Annotated in this window: 19 protein-coding genes and 1 tRNA gene; 15 read left to right on the forward strand and 5 right to left on the reverse strand. The window is 58.9% G+C overall.

What is annotated here, in order from left to right:
• Positions 1-93 precede the first annotated feature (93 nt).
• From leuC to EII11_RS09145, 5 genes are all read left to right on the forward strand, one after another.
• Complete coding sequence (gene leuC / locus EII11_RS09125; RefSeq protein WP_124871859.1) at positions 94-1,569, forward strand: 3-isopropylmalate dehydratase large subunit; 1,476 nt, start codon at positions 94-96, stop codon at positions 1,567-1,569.
• 26 nt (positions 1,570-1,595) lie between these two features.
• Positions 1,596-2,258 carry a 3-isopropylmalate dehydratase small subunit gene (leuD, locus tag EII11_RS09130; protein ID WP_124871862.1) on the forward strand — a complete coding sequence of 221 codons (663 nt, stop codon included), beginning with the start codon at positions 1,596-1,598 and terminating at the stop codon, positions 2,256-2,258.
• Between the two features lie 140 nt (positions 2,259-2,398).
• Entirely contained in the window at positions 2,399-3,724 is a 1,326-nt protein-coding gene (gene murA, locus EII11_RS09135; protein ID WP_124871865.1) for a UDP-N-acetylglucosamine 1-carboxyvinyltransferase, read from the forward strand.
• 5 nt (positions 3,725-3,729) lie between these two features.
• The gene (locus EII11_RS09140; RefSeq protein ID WP_240623129.1) at positions 3,730-4,674 is read left to right on the forward strand and encodes a diacylglycerol/lipid kinase family protein; all 945 of its coding nucleotides are present in this window, start codon (positions 3,730-3,732) and stop codon (positions 4,672-4,674) included.
• Between the two features lie 75 nt (positions 4,675-4,749).
• The gene (locus EII11_RS09145; protein ID WP_124871868.1) at positions 4,750-5,538 is read left to right on the forward strand and encodes a lysophospholipid acyltransferase family protein; all 789 of its coding nucleotides are present in this window, start codon (positions 4,750-4,752) and stop codon (positions 5,536-5,538) included.
• 156 nt (positions 5,539-5,694) lie between these two features.
• On the opposite strand, the gene EII11_RS09150 is transcribed toward EII11_RS09145, so the two are convergent.
• Both EII11_RS09150 and EII11_RS09155 read right to left on the reverse strand, forming a co-directional pair.
• The gene (locus EII11_RS09150; RefSeq protein WP_124871870.1) at positions 5,695-6,396 is read right to left on the reverse strand and encodes an AMIN-like domain-containing (lipo)protein; all 702 of its coding nucleotides are present in this window, start codon (positions 6,394-6,396) and stop codon (positions 5,695-5,697) included.
• 80 nt (positions 6,397-6,476) lie between these two features.
• Positions 6,477-7,280, reverse strand: coding sequence for an AMIN-like domain-containing (lipo)protein (locus EII11_RS09155; protein WP_124871873.1), 804 nt, complete (start codon positions 7,278-7,280; stop codon positions 6,477-6,479).
• A gap of 63 nt (positions 7,281-7,343) precedes the next feature.
• Here EII11_RS09155 and EII11_RS09160 point away from each other — a divergent pair, with 63 nt between their 5' ends.
• The 9 genes from EII11_RS09160 to EII11_RS09200 all read left to right on the forward strand — a co-directional run bounded on the left by EII11_RS09160 (position 7,344) and on the right by EII11_RS09200 (position 18,069).
• Positions 7,344-8,363 carry an NAD(P)H-dependent glycerol-3-phosphate dehydrogenase gene (locus EII11_RS09160; RefSeq protein WP_124871876.1) on the forward strand — a complete coding sequence of 340 codons (1,020 nt, stop codon included), beginning with the start codon at positions 7,344-7,346 and terminating at the stop codon, positions 8,361-8,363.
• Between the two features lie 55 nt (positions 8,364-8,418).
• Positions 8,419-9,564: a D-alanine--D-alanine ligase family protein gene (locus EII11_RS09165; protein ID WP_420820450.1), complete on the forward strand. Its 1,146-nt coding sequence runs from the start codon at positions 8,419-8,421 to the stop codon at positions 9,562-9,564.
• Between the two features lie 93 nt (positions 9,565-9,657).
• On the forward strand, positions 9,658-10,572 hold the full coding sequence (locus EII11_RS09170) for an ATP-grasp domain-containing protein (RefSeq protein WP_124871881.1): 915 nt from the start codon (positions 9,658-9,660) through the stop codon (positions 10,570-10,572).
• 109 nt (positions 10,573-10,681) lie between these two features.
• Entirely contained in the window at positions 10,682-11,035 is a 354-nt protein-coding gene (locus EII11_RS09175; RefSeq protein WP_124871884.1) for a metallopeptidase family protein, read from the forward strand.
• A 108-nt stretch (positions 11,036-11,143) separates the two neighbouring features.
• Positions 11,144-11,216: transfer RNA gene (locus EII11_RS09180), tRNA-His, on the forward strand.
• Between the two features lie 533 nt (positions 11,217-11,749).
• Positions 11,750-12,835: an iron ABC transporter substrate-binding protein gene (locus tag EII11_RS09185; protein WP_124871887.1), complete on the forward strand. Its 1,086-nt coding sequence runs from the start codon at positions 11,750-11,752 to the stop codon at positions 12,833-12,835.
• 94 nt (positions 12,836-12,929) lie between these two features.
• Entirely contained in the window at positions 12,930-14,483 is a 1,554-nt protein-coding gene (locus EII11_RS09190; protein ID WP_124871890.1) for an ABC transporter permease, read from the forward strand.
• Positions 14,480-15,502, forward strand: a complete 1,023-nt coding sequence (locus EII11_RS09195; protein WP_124871894.1) for an ABC transporter ATP-binding protein — start codon at positions 14,480-14,482, stop codon at positions 15,500-15,502. Before EII11_RS09190 ends, EII11_RS09195 begins: the two co-directional genes overlap by 4 nt.
• A gap of 131 nt (positions 15,503-15,633) precedes the next feature.
• Positions 15,634-18,069: an ATP-binding cassette domain-containing protein gene (locus tag EII11_RS09200; protein ID WP_240623130.1), complete on the forward strand. Its 2,436-nt coding sequence runs from the start codon at positions 15,634-15,636 to the stop codon at positions 18,067-18,069.
• A gap of 26 nt (positions 18,070-18,095) precedes the next feature.
• Here EII11_RS09200 and EII11_RS09205 read toward each other — a convergent pair whose 3' ends face one another.
• Together EII11_RS09205 and EII11_RS09210 are read right to left on the reverse strand one after the other, a co-directional pair.
• A complete protein-coding gene (locus EII11_RS09205) occupies positions 18,096-18,818 on the reverse strand; it encodes a phosphatase PAP2 family protein (protein WP_165867130.1) in 723 nt (240 codons plus the stop codon).
• A gap of 320 nt (positions 18,819-19,138) precedes the next feature.
• Entirely contained in the window at positions 19,139-20,464 is a 1,326-nt protein-coding gene (locus EII11_RS09210; protein ID WP_165867131.1) for an MFS transporter, read from the reverse strand.
• A 307-nt stretch (positions 20,465-20,771) separates the two neighbouring features.
• On the opposite strand from EII11_RS09210, the gene EII11_RS09215 reads away from it, so the two are divergent.
• Positions 20,772-22,046 carry an MFS transporter gene (locus EII11_RS09215; RefSeq protein ID WP_240623131.1) on the forward strand — a complete coding sequence of 425 codons (1,275 nt, stop codon included), beginning with the start codon at positions 20,772-20,774 and terminating at the stop codon, positions 22,044-22,046.
• A 252-nt stretch (positions 22,047-22,298) separates the two neighbouring features.
• Here the strand turns inward: EII11_RS09215 and trpB are convergent, their stop codons facing one another.
• A complete protein-coding gene (trpB, locus tag EII11_RS09220; protein ID WP_124871905.1) occupies positions 22,299-23,612 on the reverse strand; it encodes a tryptophan synthase subunit beta in 1,314 nt (437 codons plus the stop codon).
• Positions 23,613-24,230 lie beyond the last annotated feature (618 nt).

A 24,230-nucleotide genomic window follows, 5' to 3' on the forward strand; every position in this document is an offset into this window, starting at 1 on the left:
CTAGAGTGAAGAAACTGGCCAAACATGGAGCGCAGACACAGGGAGTTGCCCTGGCGGTATCCATGTAAAACGCAGCCCAAAGGAGGAGAGACGATGGCGGGCACATTAGCGGAAAAGGTCTGGTCAGACCATGTTGTCACACGCGGCGAAGGCGGTGCCCCCGACCTCCTCTACATCGATTTGCACCTTGTCCACGAGGTCACCAGCCCCCAAGCGTTCGACGGATTACGCCTCGCTGGACGTCGGGTCAGGCGTCCTGAACATACGATCGCTACCGAGGATCACAACACGCCCACCCTCGATATTGACCAACCCATCGCCGATGAAACCTCGCGCATCCAGATCAACACCCTGCGCGCGAACGCCGAAGAGTTCGGCATCCGTATTCACTCCCTGGGGGATGCCGACCAAGGCATCGTCCACGTTGTCGGCCCTCAACTTGGCCTCACCCAACCGGGAATGACCATCGTATGCGGCGACTCGCACACCTCCACCCACGGCGCTTTCGGAGCCCTGGCTTTCGGAATCGGTACTTCCGAGGTCGAACACGTCCTCGCCACCCAGACCCTCCCTCTTGCACCCTTCAAAACCATGGCAATCACCGTCAATGGTTCCTTACCGCCGGGTTCGTCAGCCAAGGATATTATTCTCGCCGTCATTGCCAAGATCGGTACCGGCGGCGGTCAGGGATACGTCCTCGAATACCGCGGCCAAGCCATCCGTGAGCTCTCCATGGAGGGCCGCATGACGATCTGCAACATGTCTATCGAGGCCGGTGCCCGCGCAGGCATGGTCGCCCCCGACCAAACCACCTTCGACTACATCAAGGGCCGCCCCCACGCTCCTGAAGGGGAAGAATGGGATGCGGCAGTTGCCTACTGGTCAACCCTGCGTTCCGACGATGATGCGACCTTTGATGCCGAAGTCATCCTCGAAGCGGCCGACATTGAACCCTACGTCACCTGGGGTACCAATCCCGGGCAGGGCGTGCGCCTGTCCGACAATGTGCCCGACCCAGAAGACTTCAGTGATGAAACCCTCCGAGTCGCCGCTGAACGCGCTCTCGAATACATGGACCTCACCCCTGGCACCCCCATGCGTGAGATCCCTGTTGACGCCGTCTTCCTTGGCTCATGCACGAATGGGCGCATTGAAGACCTGCGCGCTGCCGCATCGGTCATCAAGGGACGTTCCAAAGCTCCCGGTGTACGCATGTTGGTTGTTCCAGGCTCTGCCCGCGTCCGCCTTCAGGCTGAGGCTGAGGGCCTCGACCAGATCTTTACCGCCTTCGGCGCAGAGTGGCGTAACGCTGGTTGCTCCATGTGCCTGGGGATGAACCCCGATCAGCTCGGCGCGGGGGAGCGTGCCGCGTCGACCTCGAACCGTAACTTTGAGGGGCGCCAAGGTAAGGGATCACGCACCCACCTCGTCTCACCCCTGGTTGCCGCGGCGACCGCAGTGCGCGGCACGCTCTCAAGCCCCAACGACCTTGACCCGCTGCCCGGCGAATCTGCCTCTTCAGCTTCGGTGGCACCGGAGAGTGCTCCAGCCGCAGCGCGCGGAAACTGACCGACCTCAGGACGAAGGACAATCCCATGGAAAAGTTCACGACCCACACGGGCATTGGTGTTCCGCTGCGTCGCTCCAACGTTGACACCGACCAGATCATTCCGGCCGTCTACCTCAAGCGCGTCACCCGCACAGGCTTTGAGGACGCCCTCTTTGCCGCATGGCGGGGCGATCCCGAATTTGTCCTCAATAACGAGGCCTACGCCGCGGGTTCAGTCCTTGTGGCAGGGCCAGACTTTGGTACGGGGTCCTCGCGTGAGCACGCCGTGTGGGCGCTGAAAGACTACGGTTTCCGCGTTGTCCTTGCCCCTAAATTCGCTGACATTTTCCGTGGCAATTCAGGTAAGCAGGGCCTCCTGACGGGCATCATCAGCCAGGAGGACACCGAAATGCTGTGGAAAATCCTCGAACATGAGCCCGGCACCAGCATTACTGTCTCCCTCGACAAACGCACCGTCACCGCGGGCACCTTCGTGTGTTCCTTCCAGATTGATGACTACACGCGTTGGCGCCTGATGGAAGGTTTGGACGATATTGGCCTGACCCTCAGGAATGAGGAAGCAATCGCTTCTTACGAGGCTGCCCGTCCCTCCTTCAAGCCAGCAACTTTACCTGCAAAGACACTGCCAACAGAAAAGGTTGTTTCTGCACGTCCAGTGGCATTGGGGATGCCAACAATCCCGTCGTGAATGAATGAAGTGTTGCCATTGCAACACCGTGACGCCTACTGGATGCCCGGCTCTGCTCTAGAGTTGATCCCAGAGATTGACACGCTGACGCACTCCAACGGCAGCTCACTGACAGACACACGGGAATGGAGCACTCTCCCATGACCTCAATCCTCCAAGTTGAAGGTGGACATCCGCTGACAGGCACGATTACTGTGCGCGGCGCAAAGAACTTTGTGCCGAAGGCGATGGTGGCCTCACTTCTTGGCGATACCCCCTCCGAGCTGCGCAATGTTCCTCTCATCCGCGACGTGGACGTTGTCTCCGATCTATTGCGCGCCCACGGTGTTGAGGTCAACTTCGATCAAGACCACGGCACGATGGTCATGGACCCCTCAAATGTCACCCGCGCGCAACGCTCTGACATTGATGCTCTGGGTGGAGCATCCCGCATTCCGATTCTTTTTTGCGGGCCACTGCTCCACCAGCTTGGCGAGGCTTTCATCCCCGAACTAGGTGGCTGCAATATCGGTGGACGCCCCATCGATTACCACCTTGAGATCCTGCGCTCCTTCGGCGCGGCAGTCGATAAGCGCGCCGATGGTGTGCACATCACGCGCCCAAGTGAAGGGCTCCACGGCACCGTCATTGACCTGCCTTTCCCTTCAGTGGGAGCCACTGAGCAGACCCTGCTGACGGCGGTTCGTGCCCAGGGCCTGACCACCCTTCGTGGGGCGGCCGTTGAACCCGAGATCATGGACCTCATCAACGTCTTGCAAAAGATGGGTGCCATTATCTCTGTTGATACCGACCGCACGATCCGCATTGAAGGCGTGGCAAGCCTACGCGGCTACACCCACACCGCCCTGCCTGACCGCATCGAAGCTGCCTCCTGGGGTGCAGCCGCCCTTGCCACGCACGGTGACATTTACGTCCTGGGGGCCCACCAGCCCGACATGACGACCTTCCTCAACACCTATCGAAAGGTCGGCGGAGCCTTCGACATTGATGCTGAGGGTATTCGCTTCTACCATCCCGGCGGGACGCTGAACTCCATCGCCTTGGAAACAGCGGTTCACCCCGGCTTCATGACCGACTGGCAGCAGCCCCTTGTTGTCGCCCTCACCCAGGCCACAGGCTTGTCGATTGTGCATGAAACCGTTTATGAGAATCGTTTTGGTTTCACCAAGGCTTTGCGTCAGATGGGGGCCCATATCCAGGTGTACAAGGAATGTTTGGGCTCAACTCCCTGCCGTTTCGGACAGAGAAACTTCATGCACTCTGCGGTGATTTCCGGCCCAACCCCTTTGCACAGCGCCGACATTACGGTGCCTGACCTGCGCGGCGGCTTCTCACACTTGATTGCGGCTCTTGCTGCGGAGGGAACCTCGCGAGTAGCGGGTATTGATGTGATCTCTCGCGGATACGAGCACTTCATTACCAAGCTGCGCCAGCTTGACGCGCGCGTAAACTACGTGGAGAACTGACACCCATGGATTGGGAGATGCTGGGGGAACATGCGCTCCCCAGAGAGATGCACCTGCTCGTTTCCTCCATGAGCGCGCGAGGACGGGCTATTGAAGTCGGCCCGGCGGTTGTGCGCATTTTACGGGCCGGCGGGTGGAAGGTCACCGTCTCGGTGACCACCCCAGAAGACACCCCCCAAAAGATTGCCGCAGCCTCGCGCAGCCCCTTCGTCGCTGCTCTTGGCGGCGACGGCTACCTCTCTGCTGTTGCCCAGGGCGTGCACGACACCGATGCGGTATTCATTCCTATGCCAGGTGGGCGCGGCAACGACCTATGTCGTGCGCTAGGCGTCAGCCACGACCCCTACGCTCGTGCCCGGGAGGTCGCAGCCTTTGGCGTCCATAACGGGGATTCTTCCGATATTGAGCCTCATATCCGTGACATTGACGGAATCTGGGTACGCGATGATGAGGGCCAAGACAGGCTAGTTCTGGGGATCGTCGCTGTCGGATACGAAGCCCGAGCCAATGAAATGGCTAATGCCTCGTGGTTCCGGTCCGGGCCCATGGCCTACGCCTACGGCGCTTTCGCTGCTTTCGCCACCTACACGGAGGGGCCTTTCCGCGCTGTCATTGACGGTGAGGAACGCGACCTGACAGGCTGGGTCGCCTCAGTGTCGAACTCAGGGTGCGCGGGCGGAGGCATCCGCATGGTTCCCACCTCTGATCTTGAGGACGGACAGTTGGAGCTTTTCCACATTGGGCGCGCCTCCAAACGCACTGCTCTGGCGGCCTTGACCCAGATTGTCGCCAAACGTAATGCCGACCATCCGCTGGTCAACATCGAGCCTGTCCGCGAGGTCTACTTCAACGAACCAGTTGGCGCTAAGGCATGGGCAGACGGTGACCCTGTGGCCACCATCCCCTGCACGATGAGGATTGCCCCCAGCGTTGTCCGTGTTCTTGCCTGAGCGTTTGTGCCAAGAGGATTCTCAGATGTGGGCAGTGCTCTACACGCCTGCCTTCACCCACTAAACTGAGGAACCATGAGCAAACCGGTCACTGGCCTGTATCGCGTTGCTAAAGGCATCGCTAAGCCCCTTATGGGCACATGGGTAAAGATGGACGTCTCGGGTGAGGAACATTTGCCCGCCGAAGGAGCATTCATCATCACCCCGAACCACATTTCGAACTTCGACCCGGTGTGCATCGCGACTTTCATGATGCAACGCGGCTACCCGGTGCGTTTCCTCGCGAAGGCCGAACTCTTCAAGACCCCTGTTGTCGGCCAGATTCTCCGATCCATGGGCATGGTGCCGGTGGAGCGTAACTCTGACGATCCTTCAGCCGTCCTTGAGTATGCCCGTCAGGCTTTACGCGATGGGGAGTGTGTGGGTATCTATCCTGAGGGCACGCTCACTCGCGACCCTCAGATGTGGCCGATGAAGCCAAAGACTGGTGCCGCCCGCCTTGCTCTTGATACAGGCGTGCCCGTGATCCCCATTGCTCAGTGGGGCGCCCACGAGGTGATCCCCCGTTATGCCGCCAGCATTGATCTGCGCCCGCAGCGGCCCATTACGATTCGCGTATGCCCGCCCGTTGATCTTTCTGATCTGATTACCGAGGAAGGGTCGGCAAACTACGAGGCCGTTCAGGAAGCAACGCGACGTATTCACGCCGCCATCGTCAAGGGCGTTGAGGAGATTCGTGGTGAGAAAGCCCCTGCTCAGCCGTGGGATTCAGCGGTGATGAGCGGCCCGGATAAGAAGACGCTTGGGCGTTTTTCTAAGTGGCGTCGTTCCCTCGCTAAGCGCGGCCGCTCCCTGAAAGGCTGACCCGCCGGACGCTCCCCCCTCGCTCGTTCCGACGGGACGGTAGCGGCGCAGCAAGTGAAAACAGAACGAGGCACCCGCCCACTTTCCTTCATCGTCGAAAGGAAGTGAGCGGGTACCTCGTTAATCAGTGGAACGCTGGTAGGTCAGGGCAGGCCGCTACTTTTTGACGTCAATGACCAAGCGGGCAGGGCGAGTCAGGAAACCAGCTTGGAGGGGGTGCTTCTGATCCATGGCGATAACAACGTGGGTTTGATCCTCAACGGTGCCATCAACGAGGACTTCCAGGGGGCCGATTTTAATGGTCTTGTCGCCTGCGAAGTAGAGCTCCTCAAGTTCGGGAGTAACAGGCATGGCGCTTCGACCCACGTTCACATCCAGGAAGGCTTTACCGGATGAGTCCATCGCGTCGCCTTTCCCCAGGGTGATGGGGGCATCCACCCACTCCAGGTTCGCCTCCCACGGATTCTCTTCTGCATCCTTTGACTGGTCTGCGGAGGGATCCTTCTTGAACTCAAGAACGACGCGGTAGAAATCAGCGTGCTCGCCCACGCGAACGTCGTGGAAAACCAGGGAGGAGGGCACAGCCGGGTCGTTACTGGCAGGAATCGTGACCTCCGGCTTCCACGAATCGTTACTGCCCGAAATCGGGTCGAGATTTTCACCGACTTTACGCTTGTAGGTGGGGATTGACTGCGGGGCGTCACCGCCACTGACTTCATTTGCTTTGAAGGCGGGTTCGCTAGCGTCTGTGCTGCCGCCAGTGCCGGGAGTGGAACAACCGACAAGAACGGTGGCGGCGAGACCGGCCGTCAGGAGTCCGCTGAGGATACGAGCGGCAGAGGGATGACGGATGGACATAAAACCTCCTCAATAGGGTGTGCATTAATCATGCCACGCATGACTTTTGCGTAACAGAGCACATGTGGAGGGGACGACGGTCATTTCCTCACGTCAACGACTAAACGGGTGGGGTCAAGAAGATAGCCCATCTGGATATCACGCTCCGTATCCATCCCAATGACAATGTGCGTATTACTTTCAAAGGTGTGGTCAACGTCGATCTCAAGAGGCCCAAGAGAGAGGCGATCTGGCCCGCTGTAGTACAGGGCGGACACCTCAGGGGAAGCGGGCATGGAGGTCTTGGAAATATTCAGATCAAGGAACGTCTGTCCCGCAACATCAAGCGGGAGGCCGCTTCCTTGGCCAACGGGGGCCTGAGTCCAACGAGCATAGATCACCCAGGGTTGGCGATCCTGCGGTGATTGCTCAGCCGTAAGGGGAGTACCGTCCAGCTCCTTGAAGTCGACAACAACGCGGTAAAAATCAGGGTGCTCACCGACACAGATGTCATGGAAAACAAAGGAGGTGGGCAGCGCGAGGGATTCAAAAGAGACATCCTTGGCTTCTCGTGTCCACGCCTCATTGTCAAGAATGGGGGAGAACGAGGTCGGAGCGCTGGGCATCTTCGGCTTCTGTACGGCAGAGGGCGAGGGCGCTAAAGATTCGGGATGCTCACTGTCGGGCGTCAGGGAGCTGGCACCGCTGGAGGCAGGAAGATCAGGGAGGGATTGGGTATCTGCCGCAATATCCGGCCCGCGTAAGGTACAGCCGCTCAGAAGGGCAAGACTGGCGGCTACGGCGCTCACCACCCCCCACCAGCTTCGGCAGTACCCGCGAGAGACAGACGGAGAGCCATTCAGAGGGGTAGAAGGGCGGGCACGCAGAGCGTCAGTAGCGGACATGCAGGCTCCTGGGCGACGGCTTCGACTAGGGCACACACCCATGATGCCACTAGGATCAAGACTATGGCGATGACACAAGCAACCGTGTTAGGAACGGGAGCGTGGGGGACGACCTTCGCTCAAGTATTGGCAGATAGTGGCATGAATGTGCGCCTCTGGGGGCGCAATCGCCAAACCAACACCCTCATCAACGAGGGTGAAAACTCCACCTACCTGCCGGGAATCGAACTGTCTCCCGCGCTGCACGCCACCGACAATCTCGGTGAGGCCCTCCAAGGCTCTGACCTGGTGGCAGTGGCAATCCCCGTTGCGGCCGTGCGCGATACCCTCACCCGCGCCCGCGATCTTTTACCCAGTAACGCCGCGATCGTCTCCCTCGCAAAAGGGCTCGAACTGGGGAGCCACAAAACTGTTCACGACATGATTACCGAAGCCACCGGTTTCGCCTCGAATCGCGTGGCTGTCCTTTCAGGCCCCAATCTGTCCCGAGAAATCGCTGAACACCACCCCACGGCCACCGTCATTGCCTGTGAAGACGCTGATCTTGCGGCACAGATCGCGGAAGCCTGCCACACTTCCTACTTCCGCCCCTACGTCTCTACCGACGTCATCGGCTGTGAAATCGCTGGCGCTACGAAAAATGTCATCGCTGTAGCAATCGGCGCTGCAGAGGGCTTCGGCTTGGGCATCAACTCCCGCTCCACCCTCATCACCCGAGGACTAGCCGAAATGACACGCCTTGGCACCCGACTGGGAGCCGACCCCGGCACCTTCGCCGGCCTGTCAGGTGTGGGGGACCTTGTGGCAACCTGTTCCTCCCGACTGTCGCGCAACTATTCTTTTGGCGTCCGCATCGGGCAAGGCATGAGTTGCGAGGAAGCGCTCGCGGTCTCACCCGGCGTGGTGGAGGGCGCTCGCGCAGCCCGCCCCATCCTTGAACTTGCTCACTCCCTTGGGGTTGACATGCCAATTACCGAGGGCGTTGTGCGCGTCGTGCATGAGGGGGCAAGCGTGCGTGAGATGGGCGAAATGCTCCTGTCTCGTCCCATCAAGATGGACGGCTGGAAGATCGAACTGATCTGAGCTGTTTGAATCCAAAATGCGGTTCTTCGGGCCGCTGAACGATAGTGTTATCTTCATGATGTCTGACGTGACTGCTGCTTCTCCCCGTCCGCGTGTGCTCCTTGTCTTTGGAGGCCGCTCTGGGGAACACGAAATCTCCTGTGCTACCGCCGCCGCTTTTTTGCGCGCGATTGACCGCGAAAAATGGGATGTGCTGCCTACGGGTATCACCCGAGATGGTCAGTGGGTGCGAGTAGAGGACGATCCATCCCTCTTTGAGTTCACCGACAATGGCGGACAGCAGGTGCTGGCGGGCGAGACGCGCGTCATGCTTGCCCCGGGTGGTGCCTCGCTGCTGGAAGTGACCTACGAGGGCGAAGCCGGAGCTTCCCGGGCGGTCAGCGTTGAAGATTTGGGCAGCGTTGACGTGGTGTTGCCCCTGATCCACGGCCCATACGGGGAAGATGGCACTATCCAGGGCCTCATGGAAATGTCGGATGTGCGCTACGTCGGCTGTGGTGTCCTGTCCTCGGCAATTTGTATGGATAAGCACCTGACAAAGACCGTGTTGAAAGCGGCTGGTATTGAGGTTGGCCGTTGGGAACTCGTGACCACTCGTGAGTGGAATAATGACCGTGACGGCGTAGAAAGCCGCATCGCTCACCTGGGCTACCCCGTGTTTGTTAAGCCCTGCCGCGCTGGTTCTTCGCTGGGTATTACCCGTGTTGATGGCCCTGACGCGCTGGCCGCTGCAATGGATGAGGCACAGGCCCATGACCCCCGCGTCATCGTTGAGGCCTCAACAGTTGGCCGTGAGATTGAATGTGGCGTGCTTGAGAGCGCGGATGGCACGATCTCGACGGCTCCATTGGGTGAGATTGTTGTCCCTGAGGGCGGCTTTTATGACTACGACTCGAAGTATGTCGATACCGAGGCTATCGGTCTGGAGTGCCCGGCATCTATTGATCCTCTTGCTGAGGCTGAGATCCGCAGGACCGCTGCGCGCGCATTTGAAGCCTTGGCTTGTGAAGGCTTAGCCCGTGTGGACTTCTTCTATGACCCGAATACGGGGGCGATCAGCATTAACGAAGTCAACACCATGCCTGGCTTCACGCCCTATTCCATGTATCCGCAGGTGTGGGCTGCCGCTGGCCTGAGCTACCCTGCGCTGGTTGACCACCTTCTTGAGGTTGCGCTCGCTCGCCGGGTGGGCTTGCGCTGACGCTACAGCGCCCCGGGTGTGAAGCGATACTTTTGCTGCGAATTGCGGGGCAGGGGGCGAAAAGTTGGGGCTTTATCCGGTAACGTGTGAACCATGACGAAGCCTCGGATTACTCTGGTCACTTCTGCTGACATGCCCAACCTCTACTCTGATGAAGCGGGCCTTCTTGACGCGCTGGCTGAACGTGGCACTGATCCGCGTATTGCCGTGTGGAATGATCCCGATGAGGATTGGACTGGGGCAGGACTAACGGTTGTGCGTTCGGTGTCGGACTACGCGCAGAATCGTCAGGCGTTCCTGGAGTGGACGAAGCGGGTGCCTCGTATTCTCAATCACCCTGATGTGCTGGAGTGGAACTCCGATAAGCACTACATGATTGAGCTTGAACGCATGGGCCTTCCGGTTATTCCAACGACATGGCTTGAGCCCGAGCAGAAGCTGCAAAAGCAGCAGCTTCACTCTCGTTTCCCTGCTCTCGCTGACTTCGTTGTGAAGCCTGCTGTGTCGTCCGGTGTGCGCGACATTGGCCGTTACACCGCAAATGATCCCTACCAGCGTCAGGCCGCCATTACTCAGGCTGCGACGTTGTTGGAACAGGGGCGTTCTGTGATGGTGCAGCGCTACATGGAAGAAATCGACATCCACGGTGAGATTTCGCTGGTCTTTTTCAACGGTTTGATGTCGCACTCTGTGGAAAAGCGCGCAATGCTTCACCCGTCGTCGGTGACGGAACCGTCAATGCATGAAGCCGTTGTGACCTGCCAGCAGGCTTCGGAGGAACAGTGGCGATGGGGCGAGCAGATCCGCGCCATTATGCACGCCTATGTGCGTCAGCGCATGGGGCGTGATGAGCAGTTCCTCTTTAACCGTGTGGACGTGGTGCCCGACGGTAAGGGATCATTCCGCGTCATGGAAGCCTCTCTGGTGGACGCTGACCTGTACCTGACCTCCCACCCTGCTGCACTGGGCAATTTCGCTGACGCGATTGCTATGCGTGCCTTCTGGTGAGCAGTAGTCGGCTGACGTGTACATGAGGGAAAGCCTGGCCCCCGGCCAGGCTTTCCCTGTTCCAACCCATCATTGTGGTGGTCACGCAGGACGCTAGAAGGGGAATAGCATGGCAGTTGAGATGAGCAGGGAGGACTTCGAGGCCCTCGTTGATGAGGCAATTAATGTCATCCCTGATGAGTTTTGGGATCAGGTAGATAACCTCGTTGTCCTTGTGGAGGATGAGCCCCCAGCCTCGGAGCCTTCCGATATTTTGGGCCTCTACGATGGGGTTCCCATTACCGAACGTGACGATTATGCGGGCGTTTTACCCGATAGGGTCTTTGTCTTCCGCCACCCAACTCTTGCGATCTGTGACAGCGTGGAAGAGGTTGCCGAGGAAGTGCGTATTACCCTCGTCCATGAAATCGGCCATTTCTTTGGCTTCGATGACGAGCAGCTCCATGACATGGGGTGGGCTTAACCTGCCGAGCGGGGCAAATCACAGTGCTGCGGAGGTCACGGAGTTTGGAAGAGTAGGGGCAGAGCTGCTAAAGTTCTTACCTGTTGCACCGCTTAGCGGAGCGCGATGGTGGCTGTAGTTCAGTTGGTAGAGCACCTGGTTGTGGTCCAGGACGTCGCGGGTTCGAGTCCCGTCAGCCACCCCGAAGGCAAAGGCCTCGGATGTGAAAACATCCGAGGCCTTTGTGTTGCCTCACGGGCTGCGGCTGGTTTCCTGGCTCCCAAACAGATGCCGCCCTTCAATCCGGTGTCTGCGTCTCATACCTGCCCCGTGCGCGGCACTGTAGGCGCCCATCCCGCCCGCTTCGAGCACAAGGTTTTGTGACACTTGTTGTGCTAGGGAGCAGTTGCGACCTTTTGTATCGCGTATAGGTGTCACATCATGCAACAAGTGCGACAAAAGTGGGTGTGGTGGATGCATTTTGCTGCCGTTGGTGATCGCGGTGAAAGCCTGAGGGGAAGCTGAGATTTTTCGGGGATTTTCTGGACTTTTCGCCGTATTGCCTGTTTTGAAATGACTCCGCGTCGTATCGCTTGCGGAGCTAATTAAGTAAGGCTAACCTTTTCTATTTGTTGGGACTTTTGGCACAGGATGGGGTTGTCCCCCTAGTAAACGCCGTCAACACCGTAAACACCTGCGCCCAACAGAAATAGCCCCGCAACAGGAAAGAGATCCATGCGTATCCGCAGCCTTGCCACCGCAGCACTTACCGCAGCCGCCCTCGTGAGCCTGAGTGCCTGCAGCTCCGGCACCGCCCCCCAGTCTGCAGCCCAGTCCGCAACTGACGCAGTCGCACAGAGCGAAGCCCCCCAATCCGTTGAGGCTTCTGCAAGCGACGAGGCCCTGGTGCTCTACTCCGGGCGCAACGAAAAACTCGTCGCACCCCTGCTCGAACAATTCACCGCAGACACCGGTATTACAGTTGACGTCCGCTATGCTGGCACCCCCGAACTTGCCGCCCAACTCATCGAAGAAGGCGACAAGACCCCCGCGCACGTCTTCCTCTCCCAGGACGCAGGCGCGCTCGGCCTCGTTTCTGGCAAGGGCATGTTCGCCACCCTTCCCGCTGACGTCACCAGCAAAGTCGATGCCAAATACACCTCCAAGGATGGCTCCTGGGTGGGCCTGACCGGACGAGCCCGCGTCATCGCCTACGACAGTCAAACCCTCACCGCCGAGGAAGTCCCCGGCAACGTCGCAGACCTCACCGACCCCAAGTGGAACGGCAAGATCGGCATCGCCCCCTCCAACGCCTCCTTCCAATCCTTCGTCACCGCCATGCGCGTGACTGAAGGTGAAGAAAAGACCGAAGAATGGCTCAAGGGACTCCAAGCCAACAACGCGCAGATCTTCGCCAAGAACGGCGAAATTCTCGAAGCCGTGAACAACGGAACCGTCTCCCTTGGCCTCATTAACCACTACTACTGGGCACGCTCCGAGCAAGACCCCACCACCCTGCGCGCTCAGCTCAAGTTCGGTGACGCAGGCAGCGTCTCCGCCCTCGTCAACGTCACGGGTGTGGGCATCCTCAAGGGTGCAGAAAATAACGCCAACGCCAAGGAATTCGTCAACTACATGCTCTCTGACAAGGGCCAGGACTACTTCCTCAAAGAAACCTACGAGTACCCGCTTGTTTCTGGCAAGGAAGGCCCCAAGAACGTCCCCGCTCTGAAGGATCTGGGAGCTCCCGACGTCGCCTTGACTGACCTGTCCTCCCTGGATAAGACTGTAGAACTTCTCACTAAAGTCGGTCTAATCTGACCGATCCCGGCCCTTCAACGGGCCTCAATTACCGGCTCCATGGGGTCGCCCTGAACACCATCAGCGTGTCAGGGCGACCCTGCACATCTCCCTCATGACCCCTCATCCCACCCCAGCACTTTCCCCCACACGGCGTCCCACCAGCACCACCCCGCCTGTGGTGCTCATCGTCGCCAGCATCCTTGTCGCCGCCGCCGCCCTGCTGCCACTGCTCTACCTCATAGAACGCGCGGTTCACGACGGCCTCCACGCCAGCGCCACCGCGCTTTTACGCCCACGAGTGGGCATCCTCTTTGCCAACACTTTGACCCTGGTACTGGCAGTGTGTGCCCTTGCCACACTGATCGGTATTCTCAGCGCGTGGGCTCTGACGCGCCTACACCTGCCCGCTCCACGTCTGTGGGTTGTCCTCGCGTGCCTGCCGCTTTCTATCCCCAGCTTTGTGGGCGCTTTCGCATGGCTCTCTGTCTTTCCCCACATCACCGGACTGTGGCCTCTTGCTGCTGTGATGAGTGCAGCCTCGGCCCCCTTCGTCACCGTGCCCACCATCGCTGCTTTCCTCCAAGCAGATCACTCCAGCGCAGATGTCGCTCGCACCCTTGGACGAAGCCGCGCCCACGTATTCTTCACCGTCACCCTGCCGCAGATCATGCCAGCAGCAGGTGCTGGCAGCCTCATCGTCGCCCTCTACACTCTGGCTGACTTTGGGGCACCCTCCATGCTCCGCTACGACACCCTCACCACAGGCGTCTTTTCTCTTCTTAGCGCCGGGGCATCTCGCTCTGCCCCCGCAGCTATCGGCGTTGTCATCACGGTAATCGCAGCCGGACTTGTTCTCTGTGAAAACCTCCTGCGCGCACGCCACCACGCTACGGCACACGCACACTACCATCCAGCACCTGCACGCCTCACAGCATGGAAAACCACCGGCGTTACCCTCGCCCTATCAACTATCGCGGCACTATCGGTTGGCGCACCGATTATCGCCCTCCTTGCCCGTGCGCTCTCCAACACCCGATATGACACCGACTGGGAACGCATCGCACACGCAGGCCTGACAACACTCACTATCGGTGCGGCTGCGGCGACAGTGGCCGTCCTCCTGGGGCTACCGTTGAGCTACATTTCAGCGCGCCTACGCTCCCGCATGGTCACCCTGCTGGAAATCGCCACATTCTCAGGACATGCCCTCCCCGGCGTCGTGCTCGCCCTCGCTATGGTGTCACTGACACTGGCGCTGACCCCCTGGGCCTACCAAAGCCTTGGCGCCTTAGTCGTCGCACTCGTGCTGCTCTACCTGCCTAAAGGCGTGGGAGCCATGCGTGCTGGATTCCAACAGGTGCCCGTTGCCGCTGAAGAAAGCGCGCGGACACTGGGGGATGGGCCCCTGCGCGTGTGGTGGCGCGTAAGCCTTCCTCAAATCCTTCCCGCTATCGGCGCAGGATGGCTACTCATTGCAACAGCCGTTATGAAAGAACTGCCGGTGACGCTCATGCTGCGCCCCACAGGCACGAACACCCTTGCAACTGAATTGTGGAATAGTAGTTCACTTGGCGCTTACGGGGCTTCTGCTCCGGTGGCACTGGCGCTGGTCGTCGTGGGGCTAGTGCCCGCTTTGATGCTCGCTCGGAAGGTAGAAAAGGCATGAGCGCACGTATCCGAAATCTCAGCGCCCACTACATTCCGGGGATCCCTGTTCTTCGCTCCGTCAGTCTGGAGGCGCCTCCCGGTCAGGTGACCACCGTCTTGGGTGAGTCCGGTAGCGGAAAAACCACGCTACTGCGTGTGCTGGCTGGTCTACACCCGGCGTCCTCGGGACAGGTTCTCCTTGACGGGCAGGATATGACCCATGTGCCCGTAGAAAAACGCGGAGTTGGCCTCGTCCCCCAAGAAGGGGCACTTTTCCAGCACTTGAATGTGGCGGGCAATATCGCATACGGACTGCGCGGAGTGCGCCGCCGAGTAGCCTCCCGCCATCCCCGTGTGCTGGAGATGCTGGCATTGGTTGGCCTAGAAGGGCTGGGAGAACGCATGCCCCATGAGCTTTCTGGCGGCCAGCAGCAGCGCGTTGCCCTGGCGCGAGCGCTAGCACCCCAACCGAGAATGCTCCTACTCGATGAGCCCTTCAGCGCCCTTGATCCGACTTTACGCATCCGTGTGCGCGAGGAAGTGTTTGCCATTCTGCGCGAGCAAAATCTTCCCACCATGCTGATTACGCACGACCAGCAGGAGGCACTGTCCTGCTCAGATCAGGTAGCCGTGCTGCGCGAAGGACAGATCATCCAAGCAGGCACCCCGCAGGAGGTGTACTTCTCTCCTACAGATGCGTGGGTTGCCTCCTTCGTGGGGGATGCCAGTATTGTGCCCTCCGGCGCTCTGCGTGATGGACGAGGCCGGACGCCTTGCCTGGTTCGCCCGGAGAACGTCACCTTCCACCCCTGTGTGAGTCAGAGCTCTTCCCAGCCATGCAGTGTGAATGCCCTGCATGGGCGTGTGCGAGGCATCCGCTTCATGGGCCACTGCCGACTGGTGGACATTGCACTATGTGAAGAGGCAGACGACATCAGCCTTGTTGTGGCGCGCGTCGCTGCCGACATGGAAGTTCCTGACATCGGCACACTGGTCTGCGTTGAGGTCGGACCCACTTTGCACAGCATGACTGAGTAACAGTCAAATGCTCATTTTCTTGTCGCGTCACTGTTGAAGTCGCTGCCGAGAATGCCCGATGAAAAGAGCCTCCCATAAGATGGTCTCTTACGCTCGCATCATTGCCAGCCACCATGCCACTAGGAGCACCCATGCGCACACCCTCAGGCCGCCTTTCTGACAACAGTGCAGACTTTCATGCCGGACAGAAGGCAGAGATGGGCGCGCTTCCCTTAGCCGATCAGCACGACACGATCGTGGTTCGAGGCGCCCGTGAAAACAACCTGCGCGGCATCGACCTCGACATTCCTAAACGCCGCCTGACGGTGTTCACCGGCGTATCGGGGTCGGGCAAATCCTCCCTGGTTTTTGACACGATCGCCGCCGAGTCCCAACGTCTGATCAACAGCACATATTCCAGCTTCATCCAAGGCTTCATGCCGACCCTGGCACGCCCCGATGTTGACGCGCTTGAGGGGCTCACGCCAGCGATTGTTGTCGGTCAAGAACCCATGGGAGCTAACCCGCGCTCCACAGTGGGCACAGCAACGGATGTTGATTCGATGCTGAGGATCCTGTTCTCACGCCTTGCCACACCATCGCTGGGCTCCCCGCAGGCCTACTCTTTTAATATTCCCACCGTCAGTGGTGCAGGCGCGATCACCGTCATGAAGGATGGGCGGGAGGTGAAGGTCGCTAAGCGCTATTCCCAAACCGGTGGCATGTGCCCGCGCTGTGAAGGGCGTGGAAGTGTCTCTGACATTGACCTTCGTGCGGTGGTTGATGAAAGCCTGTCTCTCAATGACGGAGCGATCCTGGTACCTGGCTACAAGGCAGGAGGGTGGGCTGTTCGCCTGTATTCCGATTCAGGCTTCTTCCCCGCAGATTTACCGGTTGCCACCTTCAGCGCCAAACAAAAGGAACTCTTCTATCACGCCGAGCCGCGCAAGGTTGACATTGCTGGTATCAATATGACCTTCGAGGGCCTGATTCCCAAGGTCCGCAAATCTATCCTGGCCAAGGATCCAGAGGCCATGCAGCCCCACATTCGTGCTTTCGTCGAGCGGGCTGTCACCTTCACCACCTGCCCTGAATGCGACGGCACACGCCTCAATGAAGGGGCACGTAACTCGCGGATCGGAACAGTCTCCATTGCCGAGGCCTCTTCAATGCAAGTCTCTGATCTGGCTGACTGGGTGGCCGGAATAGACTCAGCCGAGGTTGCCCCGCTGATCGCCCAACTGCGCCACGCGCTCGAATCCATGGTCACAATCGGCCTGGGCTACCTGTCATTGAACCGGCCAACTGGCACTCTTTCCGGTGGTGAGGCCCAACGCATCCGCATGGTGCGACACCTGGGGTCATCCCTTACCGACATCACCTACGTCTTTGACGAGCCAACCGTGGGCTTGCATCCCCATGACATTGCCCGCATGAATAAGCTTCTGGGGAACCTGCGCGACAAAGGCAATACCGTACTTGTTGTTGAACACAAGCCTGAAACTATTGCCATTGCTGATCACATTGTTGACCTGGGCCCCCAGGCTGGCAGTGGGGGAGGGCAAGTCACCTATCAGGGCGACCTCGCTGGACTGTTGACTTCCGACACCCTCACAGGTCAGCATTTCGGGCACCGTGCACGTCTCAAACCCGACGAGGCTCTGCGCGAACCCACCGGCGTTATTGAAGTTCGTGGTGCCTCGCTGAATAACCTTCGAAATGTTGACGTGGATATTCCCTTGGGCGTTCTCACCGTCATAACCGGCGTGGCAGGTTCGGGCAAATCCTCCCTCATTCACGGCTGCTTGCCCGCCGACGTTGAGGCGATCACCGTTGACCAAAGCCCTATCAAAGGGTCTCGGCGCTCCAACCCTGCCACCTACACGGGCCTACTTGAACCAGTTCGCAAGGCCTTTGCGAAGGCGAACGGTGTTAAACCCGCACTTTTTAGCGCTAACTCTGAGGGCGCGTGTCCGAATTGCTCGGGCGCTGGAGTGGTCTACACGGAACTCGGTTTCATGGAAACAGTCTCTGCCCCCTGCGAGGTCTGCCAGGGGCGACGTTACGACGCTGCGGTGCTGGAATACACCCTGGCTGGGAAGAACATCGCTGACGTCCTCGACATGCGCGTTGACGAGGCTCTTACCTACTTCGCCGAAGGAGAAGCGCGTATTCCTGCGGCGGCAAAGATTGTGGCGGCACTTGAGGATGTGGGCCTTGGCTACCTGAGTGTAGGTCAGCCGCTCACGACCTTGTCGGGCGGTGAACGTCAACGCCTGAAACTGGCGATCCACATGGCCCAAAAGGGCGGCGTTTACATCCTTGATGAGCCGACCACCGGCCTGCACTTGGCTGACGTCGACCGCCTGCTTGCCCTGCTGGACCGAATGGTCGATAGGGGAGCGACAGTGATCGTGGTGGAACACCATCAGGCGGTGATGGCTCACGCTGACTGGCTGATTGACATGGGGCCCGGAGCGGGCCACGAGGGCGGTCGAGTGGTCTTTGAAGGACGCCCAGCACAGATTGTCGTGCAGAAGAACACCCTCACCGGTCAGCATCTGGCTGAGTACGTGTCAAAGGAGTGACGCCTCCTCGACAGCGGAGAAAAGACCTACTTGGTGGGTGAAGTAGCACTCGCGGAAGTCACGTCCGAGGCATCGTGTGGCGCGGGCGCAGTGTTGAGGCCTGAGGGGCTGGCGCTGGCCCGCGTCAGAAGGTGCCAGACCGCGGGGGTTGCCGCCAGGGTCCACACGATTGAGCCAAGGATGTCGGTGGGGAAGTGGACACCCGCTGTCATCACGACAATGACGATGGTGAGGATCATGACGCCGACCAGAGCATAGCGGTAGCGGCGGCGCACATATGGGGTCAACGCGAGAGCTAGTGCTATTGCCAGGGCGCTGACGAAGGCCGTGTGCCCACTGGGGAAGGACAGATCGGTGGGGATAATGTCGCTGGGGTTGACCATCGTGCTTGTGTCGGGGCGTGGCCGACTAAAAAGATCCTTGAAAAAGGGGATGGGGAGCCAGGCCAGGCCGACCGTTGCAACAAAGATGAACGCTGTGCGCACATTGGAATAGACAAGGCCGATCAATACCGCACAGGCCCCAAGTAAGTAGAAGGCGTAGGGGACTTTAAGGCCAAGATAGATCGTGTCAACAATGGCAGCGACACTCTCGTTCCGTTGGGCATTGAAAGCGTGGGTAATCGCGTAATCAAAGTCGGAGCGGCGCACGAGCGTTCCCAAGATGAGAACGAAAGTCAGGCCAATACCAACGCGAATAAGGTGCGGTTTTAGGGAATGTCGGGCGGGGTGCTCGGGTGTCGTTGTCACACAGTGAACTCTAGCTGGATGCGACGAGTGTGGCTTGTTGGGTACCACTGGTGGATACTGTGGCGCTGTGTGAAAGAGCTTTCTGTGGTGCTAACTTTCGGCGCGGGTAGCCACGCGGGTAGCCTTCCGTGCTGACAATCTCTCGTGCTGGCGTTCTTTAGCGAAGAGCTTCTTTGAGTCCGGTGCGGAAGTCGATGCTGAGTCTGGCAAGCAGGTTCAATGACATGTGGGAGACGGCTGTGCCGTCTCCCACATGTTTATCCCATCCGATTAAATTTTACTCGAAAGAGTTGGGATGGGCGACTTTACCGTCACATGTCTCAGGAAAGGGCTGAGATTTCCTTTTTGGCATGGCGACGATTGAGCAGCTCCAGCCATGCAGAAAGAAGTGCTCCTGTCAGGCCTACACCCGCCATCAGTAGGAAAATCAGTGTGAAGCCGGTGGAGGGGGAGTCCTTGTGGGCATCCAGGATGGCACCGTTCAAGGTTGTTGCCCACAGGATGCAGGCGAAGGCCATGAAAGAGTTGACCGACATGGCTGATCCCACCATTGTGCTGGGCAGGTGAAGTTCTGCCACAGGAGCTTGTTGGATGCCTTTGGCCATCATCGTGACGAAAGCGAAAGCAGAGAGCGTGGCGACAGCCATCCAGGAGTTGTCCGAACCGCCGGGCAGGAAAGCCAAAATGACAAGGAATCCTGCGCCGAGAGTCAGGGTAATGGCAATCGTTGTTGCTGAGGATTTGAAAACCTTGTCCGCGATAATTCCGCCCAGGATACCGCCCGAAAGCCCAAGTAGGATCGCGTTGACGGTGGCATAGAGGGCGGCAACATTCTCATCGAAAGCGTAGACGCGAACAAAGAATGGGGTGGTGTAGACCAAGGTGGTGTAGACCCAGTACACGCACATGCCGGCGATGCCCGCCAGCCACACGCGAGGGATACGCAGCGTTTGAAGCAGACCTGCCAGGGCCTCCTTGCCGCTTACAGCTTCGGTGTCCTCACCCGAGGCATCGCCCTCGGTACGCGGGTCAGCCGGGACGAAGCGATGGATGAGGAGGATCATCGGCAGGGTAAGGCAGGCGTAGACGATCATGCCCCACTTGAATGCGATAAGGGAGCCGCCTGCAATAGCCATAACACCGATGAGAATACCGTTGAGTGTCGCCTCGCCACCGGCCCGGAAAGCCGTGAGAACGCCCAGGCCAAAGCCCTTATTATCGCGGCCTGAGAAGAGGACCACGCCCTTGACAACGGCTGGCCAGAACACGGCATCCCAGACGCCCCACGACAGGGTGATGGCGAACATGACCGGGAACTTAATGCCTTCAGGGAGGGAAGGGGTGAGGCCAATAAGGATGAGTGCCGTAATGCAGCGGTAGGCCAAGCCCACCATGAGGATGCTGCGCGCGTTGAAGCGATTGTTCACCCATCCGCCAGGGATGTAGAAGAACACGGCCACACCAAGGGCGGTGAAGAGAAGGCCGAATTGAGTATCGGTCAGGCCGTAGTAGGTAACGAGCCGTTGGTAGAAGGGAATCTTGAAGGACTCGAAGGCCGAGTAAATAATCTGGCCGGAGAACACGACAGTAAGGAAAGCTGCGATCTGCTGGCGTGTCTCAAACCCATTGCGTCGGAAAAACCCCACGAAAACTCCTGACATCAGCATCACTGGTGAAGGGACGTAACGAAGGAATCCTAAACATTTCCAGCTCTGCATCTGAACATCTGTGACAACGTGCAGGCATGATGAACAATGCTGAGAAAATGAGGCAGAAAAGAGTGGTCGAACAGGGGCGATACATGTTCGTATTCTGAATAATGTCTGAGGTCGATACCAGTGTCGAGGCGGACATGGAGTGCGCTCTCTAACCGTACAGGTCGGAGGCGATACAGCTCATACCTCGTGCAAGTAGGTTGTCATAGAGATGGAGGCGTACCCTCGAAGGATGAGCATGTCTTCCTTTCCTGACTCCGACGGTACCCGCGTCGTCTCGGAAGCGCCTGTCCCTGCGGGAAAGATTTCCACCAACCCCACCCTGCGCGCCCTCCTCGTCATCGTGTTCTTTACCTACATTGCGCAAAACATGCTCAATGTCTCCATCGCGCCGCTGTCACGCGCATTGGGCCTTGTGGAGTGGGCAATCGGCTTAGCTGTATCACTGGCGGCACTTTTCGTTGCCATGCTCTCCCAGTTCTGGGGGCGACGCTCCACTCACTGGGGGAGACGTAGTGTCCTGCTGATCTCCCTCACCCTCGCTTTCATGGCAGGCACTCTTTTTGCCGCTGCGGTCTGGGCTAAAGCCATTGGTTTAATCGGCGCTGTAGTCGCGACCGCTGCGATTGTGCTCGCTCGTGGCCCCTTCTTTGGATCTGCGGTGTCGGCCATCCCTCCCACCGCGCAGGCGTTGATCGCAGAAATCACTCCCAATGAGCAAGCGCGGGTCCGAGGAATGTCAGCATTCTCTGGGGCGACAAACCTCTCAATCATGATTGGCTCTCTTGTGTCTGCCTCATTGGGAGCCTGGTGGATCTATGCCCCCGTCTATGCCACCCCCTGGCTTGTTGGAGCAGCACTGCTGGTTGCTTTCTTCGCAATCCCGGTGACTGCCAGCCGAAAGGACCTTCCCCTTCCCCCAAAGATGAGCTGGACTGATCCGCGCGTGCTCCCCTGGATCCTGTCAGGTGCGGGACTCTTCTTCGCTAACGGCGTGCTACAGATCATTGTTGGGTTTATCGTGCAAGATCGTCTGCACCTGGCACCCCAGCAAGCGTTGACAGTCACAGGCGCTTTGCTTCTGGTTACGGCAGCCGGTGCCATGATTGCGCAACTACTTGTTGTGCCTCGCCTGGTCTGGCCTCCTCGCCGTCTGGTTCGCGTGGGGCTCAGCGCCGCGCTCGTGATGTTTGTGCTGATCGCCCTCATTGATTCGATCGTCGTCATTGCGATTGCCGCTTTCTTCATGGGCTTTGCCTCAGGTCTGCTTGGACCCGGATACACGGCCGGTGGTTCCTTGGCTGTTGGTCCCGACGAGCAAGGCGCTGTCGCAGGAGTCTTGCACGCTGTTGGGGCTGTGACCTGGATCTTCGCTCCCGTCACCGCCACCACCCTGTATGGGTGGCATCCTCTGGCGCCCTTCATTCTGGCGGGCATCTTCTTGTTGGCATCCACCGTCGTTTCTTATGTGCATCCCCTGTTGCGCGCACGACGAGATGGCACCGCCGCCTGAGCCGCCTGCACGCCCTCTGAGTCAACGCACATCTGCCTAAGCCAGCGGTACAAGAGGGCGGCTTGTAAGAACGCCGGTCGAGCCCTGAGAAAGCTGATGGGGAGTTCTGCAAGCAATGCAGAACTCCCCATCAGTGAGAGGGCATAATGACGTGACTCTGCTACCAGAGGCTAGATTCTGGGGGATTGAGCCGCTGAAGGCAGGCGTTACAGCCCTCGAATCAACTGCTGCAATAACCTGTAAGTCCTTGCATCAGTTGAAGTAGGGGCGGAGCTGTTCCATGTCCTTATCTCCGCGGCCTGACAGGTTGACCAGCAGCGTCAGGGGCGCGGTGCTGGCCTCGTCCTGCAAAGACTCAGTCGTGTTTGCTTGAGTCTGCTCGGCGCGCTGGCGGGCAATCTTAATGGCCTGTGCGATGGCATGTGAGGACTCCATTGCCGGAATGATGCCCTCGTATCGGCTGAGCAGACGATAGGCCTCGATCGCTTCCTCGTCGGTAATGCCCACATAAGAGGCGCGGCCTATTTCAGCGAGGTACGGGTGCTCGGGGCCCACCGAAGGGTAGTCCAAGCCCGCTGAAATGGAGTGGGAAGGCAAAATCTCGCCGTCCTCGCCCAGCATCACCATTGAGCGCATTCCGTGGATCACGCCCGCCTGTCCCTTGCAGATCGGGGCACCGTGCTTGCCAGAATCCAGGCCGTGACCGGCAGGCTCAACACCGATAATGTCAACGTCTGCATCGTCCAGGTAAGCGGCGAAGGCACCAATCGCGTTGGAGCCGCCACCCACAGCGGCAATGACCGCGTCGGGGAGTTGACCAAACTCGGTCAGCATCTGCTCGCGAGATTCTTCTGAGATGACCTCTTGGAAGAAACGCACAATGGTGGGGAAGGGGTGGGGGCCAGCGGCGGTGCCCAGAAGGTAGAAGGTGTCCTCCAGGCGTGTGCACCATTCTTCGAGAGCCACGTCGATAGCGTCTTTCAGGGAGGAATCTCCGCGCGTCACGGGAACAACAGTGGCTCCCATAAGCTCCATGCGTTCAACATTGGGGCGCTGGCGGGCAACGTCACGGGCTCCCATATAGATCGTGCATTCCATGCCAAGGAGTGCGGCAATCATCGCAGTGGCGGTACCGTGCTGGCCTGCGCCGGTCTCAGCAATCAGGCGAGTCTTACCCATGCGCTTGGCGAGTAGCCCCTGCCCCAGAACGTTATTGCCCTTGTGGGCGCCGCCATGAACCAGATCCTCGCGTTTGAGAATAATGCGGGTATCGCCCTCAAGGGGAAGGTTGCGACATTCGTACAGGGGGGTGGACCGGCCCAGGAAGGAACGGCGCAAGGTGTTGAGTTCTTTGATGAACTCAGGGTCTTGCACGGCTTCGACGTACGCGGCTTCGAGCTCGTCAAGGGCAGGAAGGAGGAAGTCGGGGACTTCCTGACCGCCGAAGCGTCCAAAGTAGGAGGGGATGAGCGTTGGGCGGATGGTTTCTTCAGTGCCGGGAATGAGGGGCGCCGAGGGGGTGAAGGTAGCGTTGGGGGCTGCGCCTTGTGGGGTTGCGGTGGTCATTGCGGACTCCTTGAGTGGTTGGGGTGTTCGCCCCTGGCGGGCCCGAAGTGTGCACAAAAAATGCTCGCCAGGTGGCGAGCTGGAATAGGTACGACTATTGAGTGGCTCGCCTTTAGGGGAGCCACCACCAGGAGAAGGTGTGCGTCGTCATGAATGTGATGATAGCCGCATGGGGGAGGAGAGGGCGAATCGCGTGTCATTTTCTGAGACGGGGATCATGCAATGCGGTTTGAAGCTCGGGGTACTGTTCACAGATATAAGTGCAGCGGGTGAATGAAGTCTCCTTGAAGCACGCAAATTCAGGCCCTTAACTAAAGTTTTCGCTCGGATGAGTTCCATATCTGTGACAAGCCAGAGTAGCGTGCATAGGGTTTTCTGTTATTTTGCTTCTTTTGTGTGCGGGGGGTTCTAGAATGGAGCTGCACCTATTTGTTGAAGTTTTCAGGGGCGTGTATGCGGTGGGTTGAGTTTGATGTTGCTGTGGCTCAGGCTTTGGTTCAGCGTTGTCAGGCTGCTGCTGAGGTTTCGCGCGCTCAGGGGTATTGGCGTAGGAATGCGGTGGAGAGTGCGTTGGAGGATTTCCGTGGCGTCTATTCCATGTTGTTTGCTGATGCTTCG

The organism is Schaalia canis (assembly GCF_003858455.1).
GTDB classification, from domain to species: domain Bacteria; phylum Actinomycetota; class Actinomycetes; order Actinomycetales; family Actinomycetaceae; genus Pauljensenia; species Pauljensenia canis.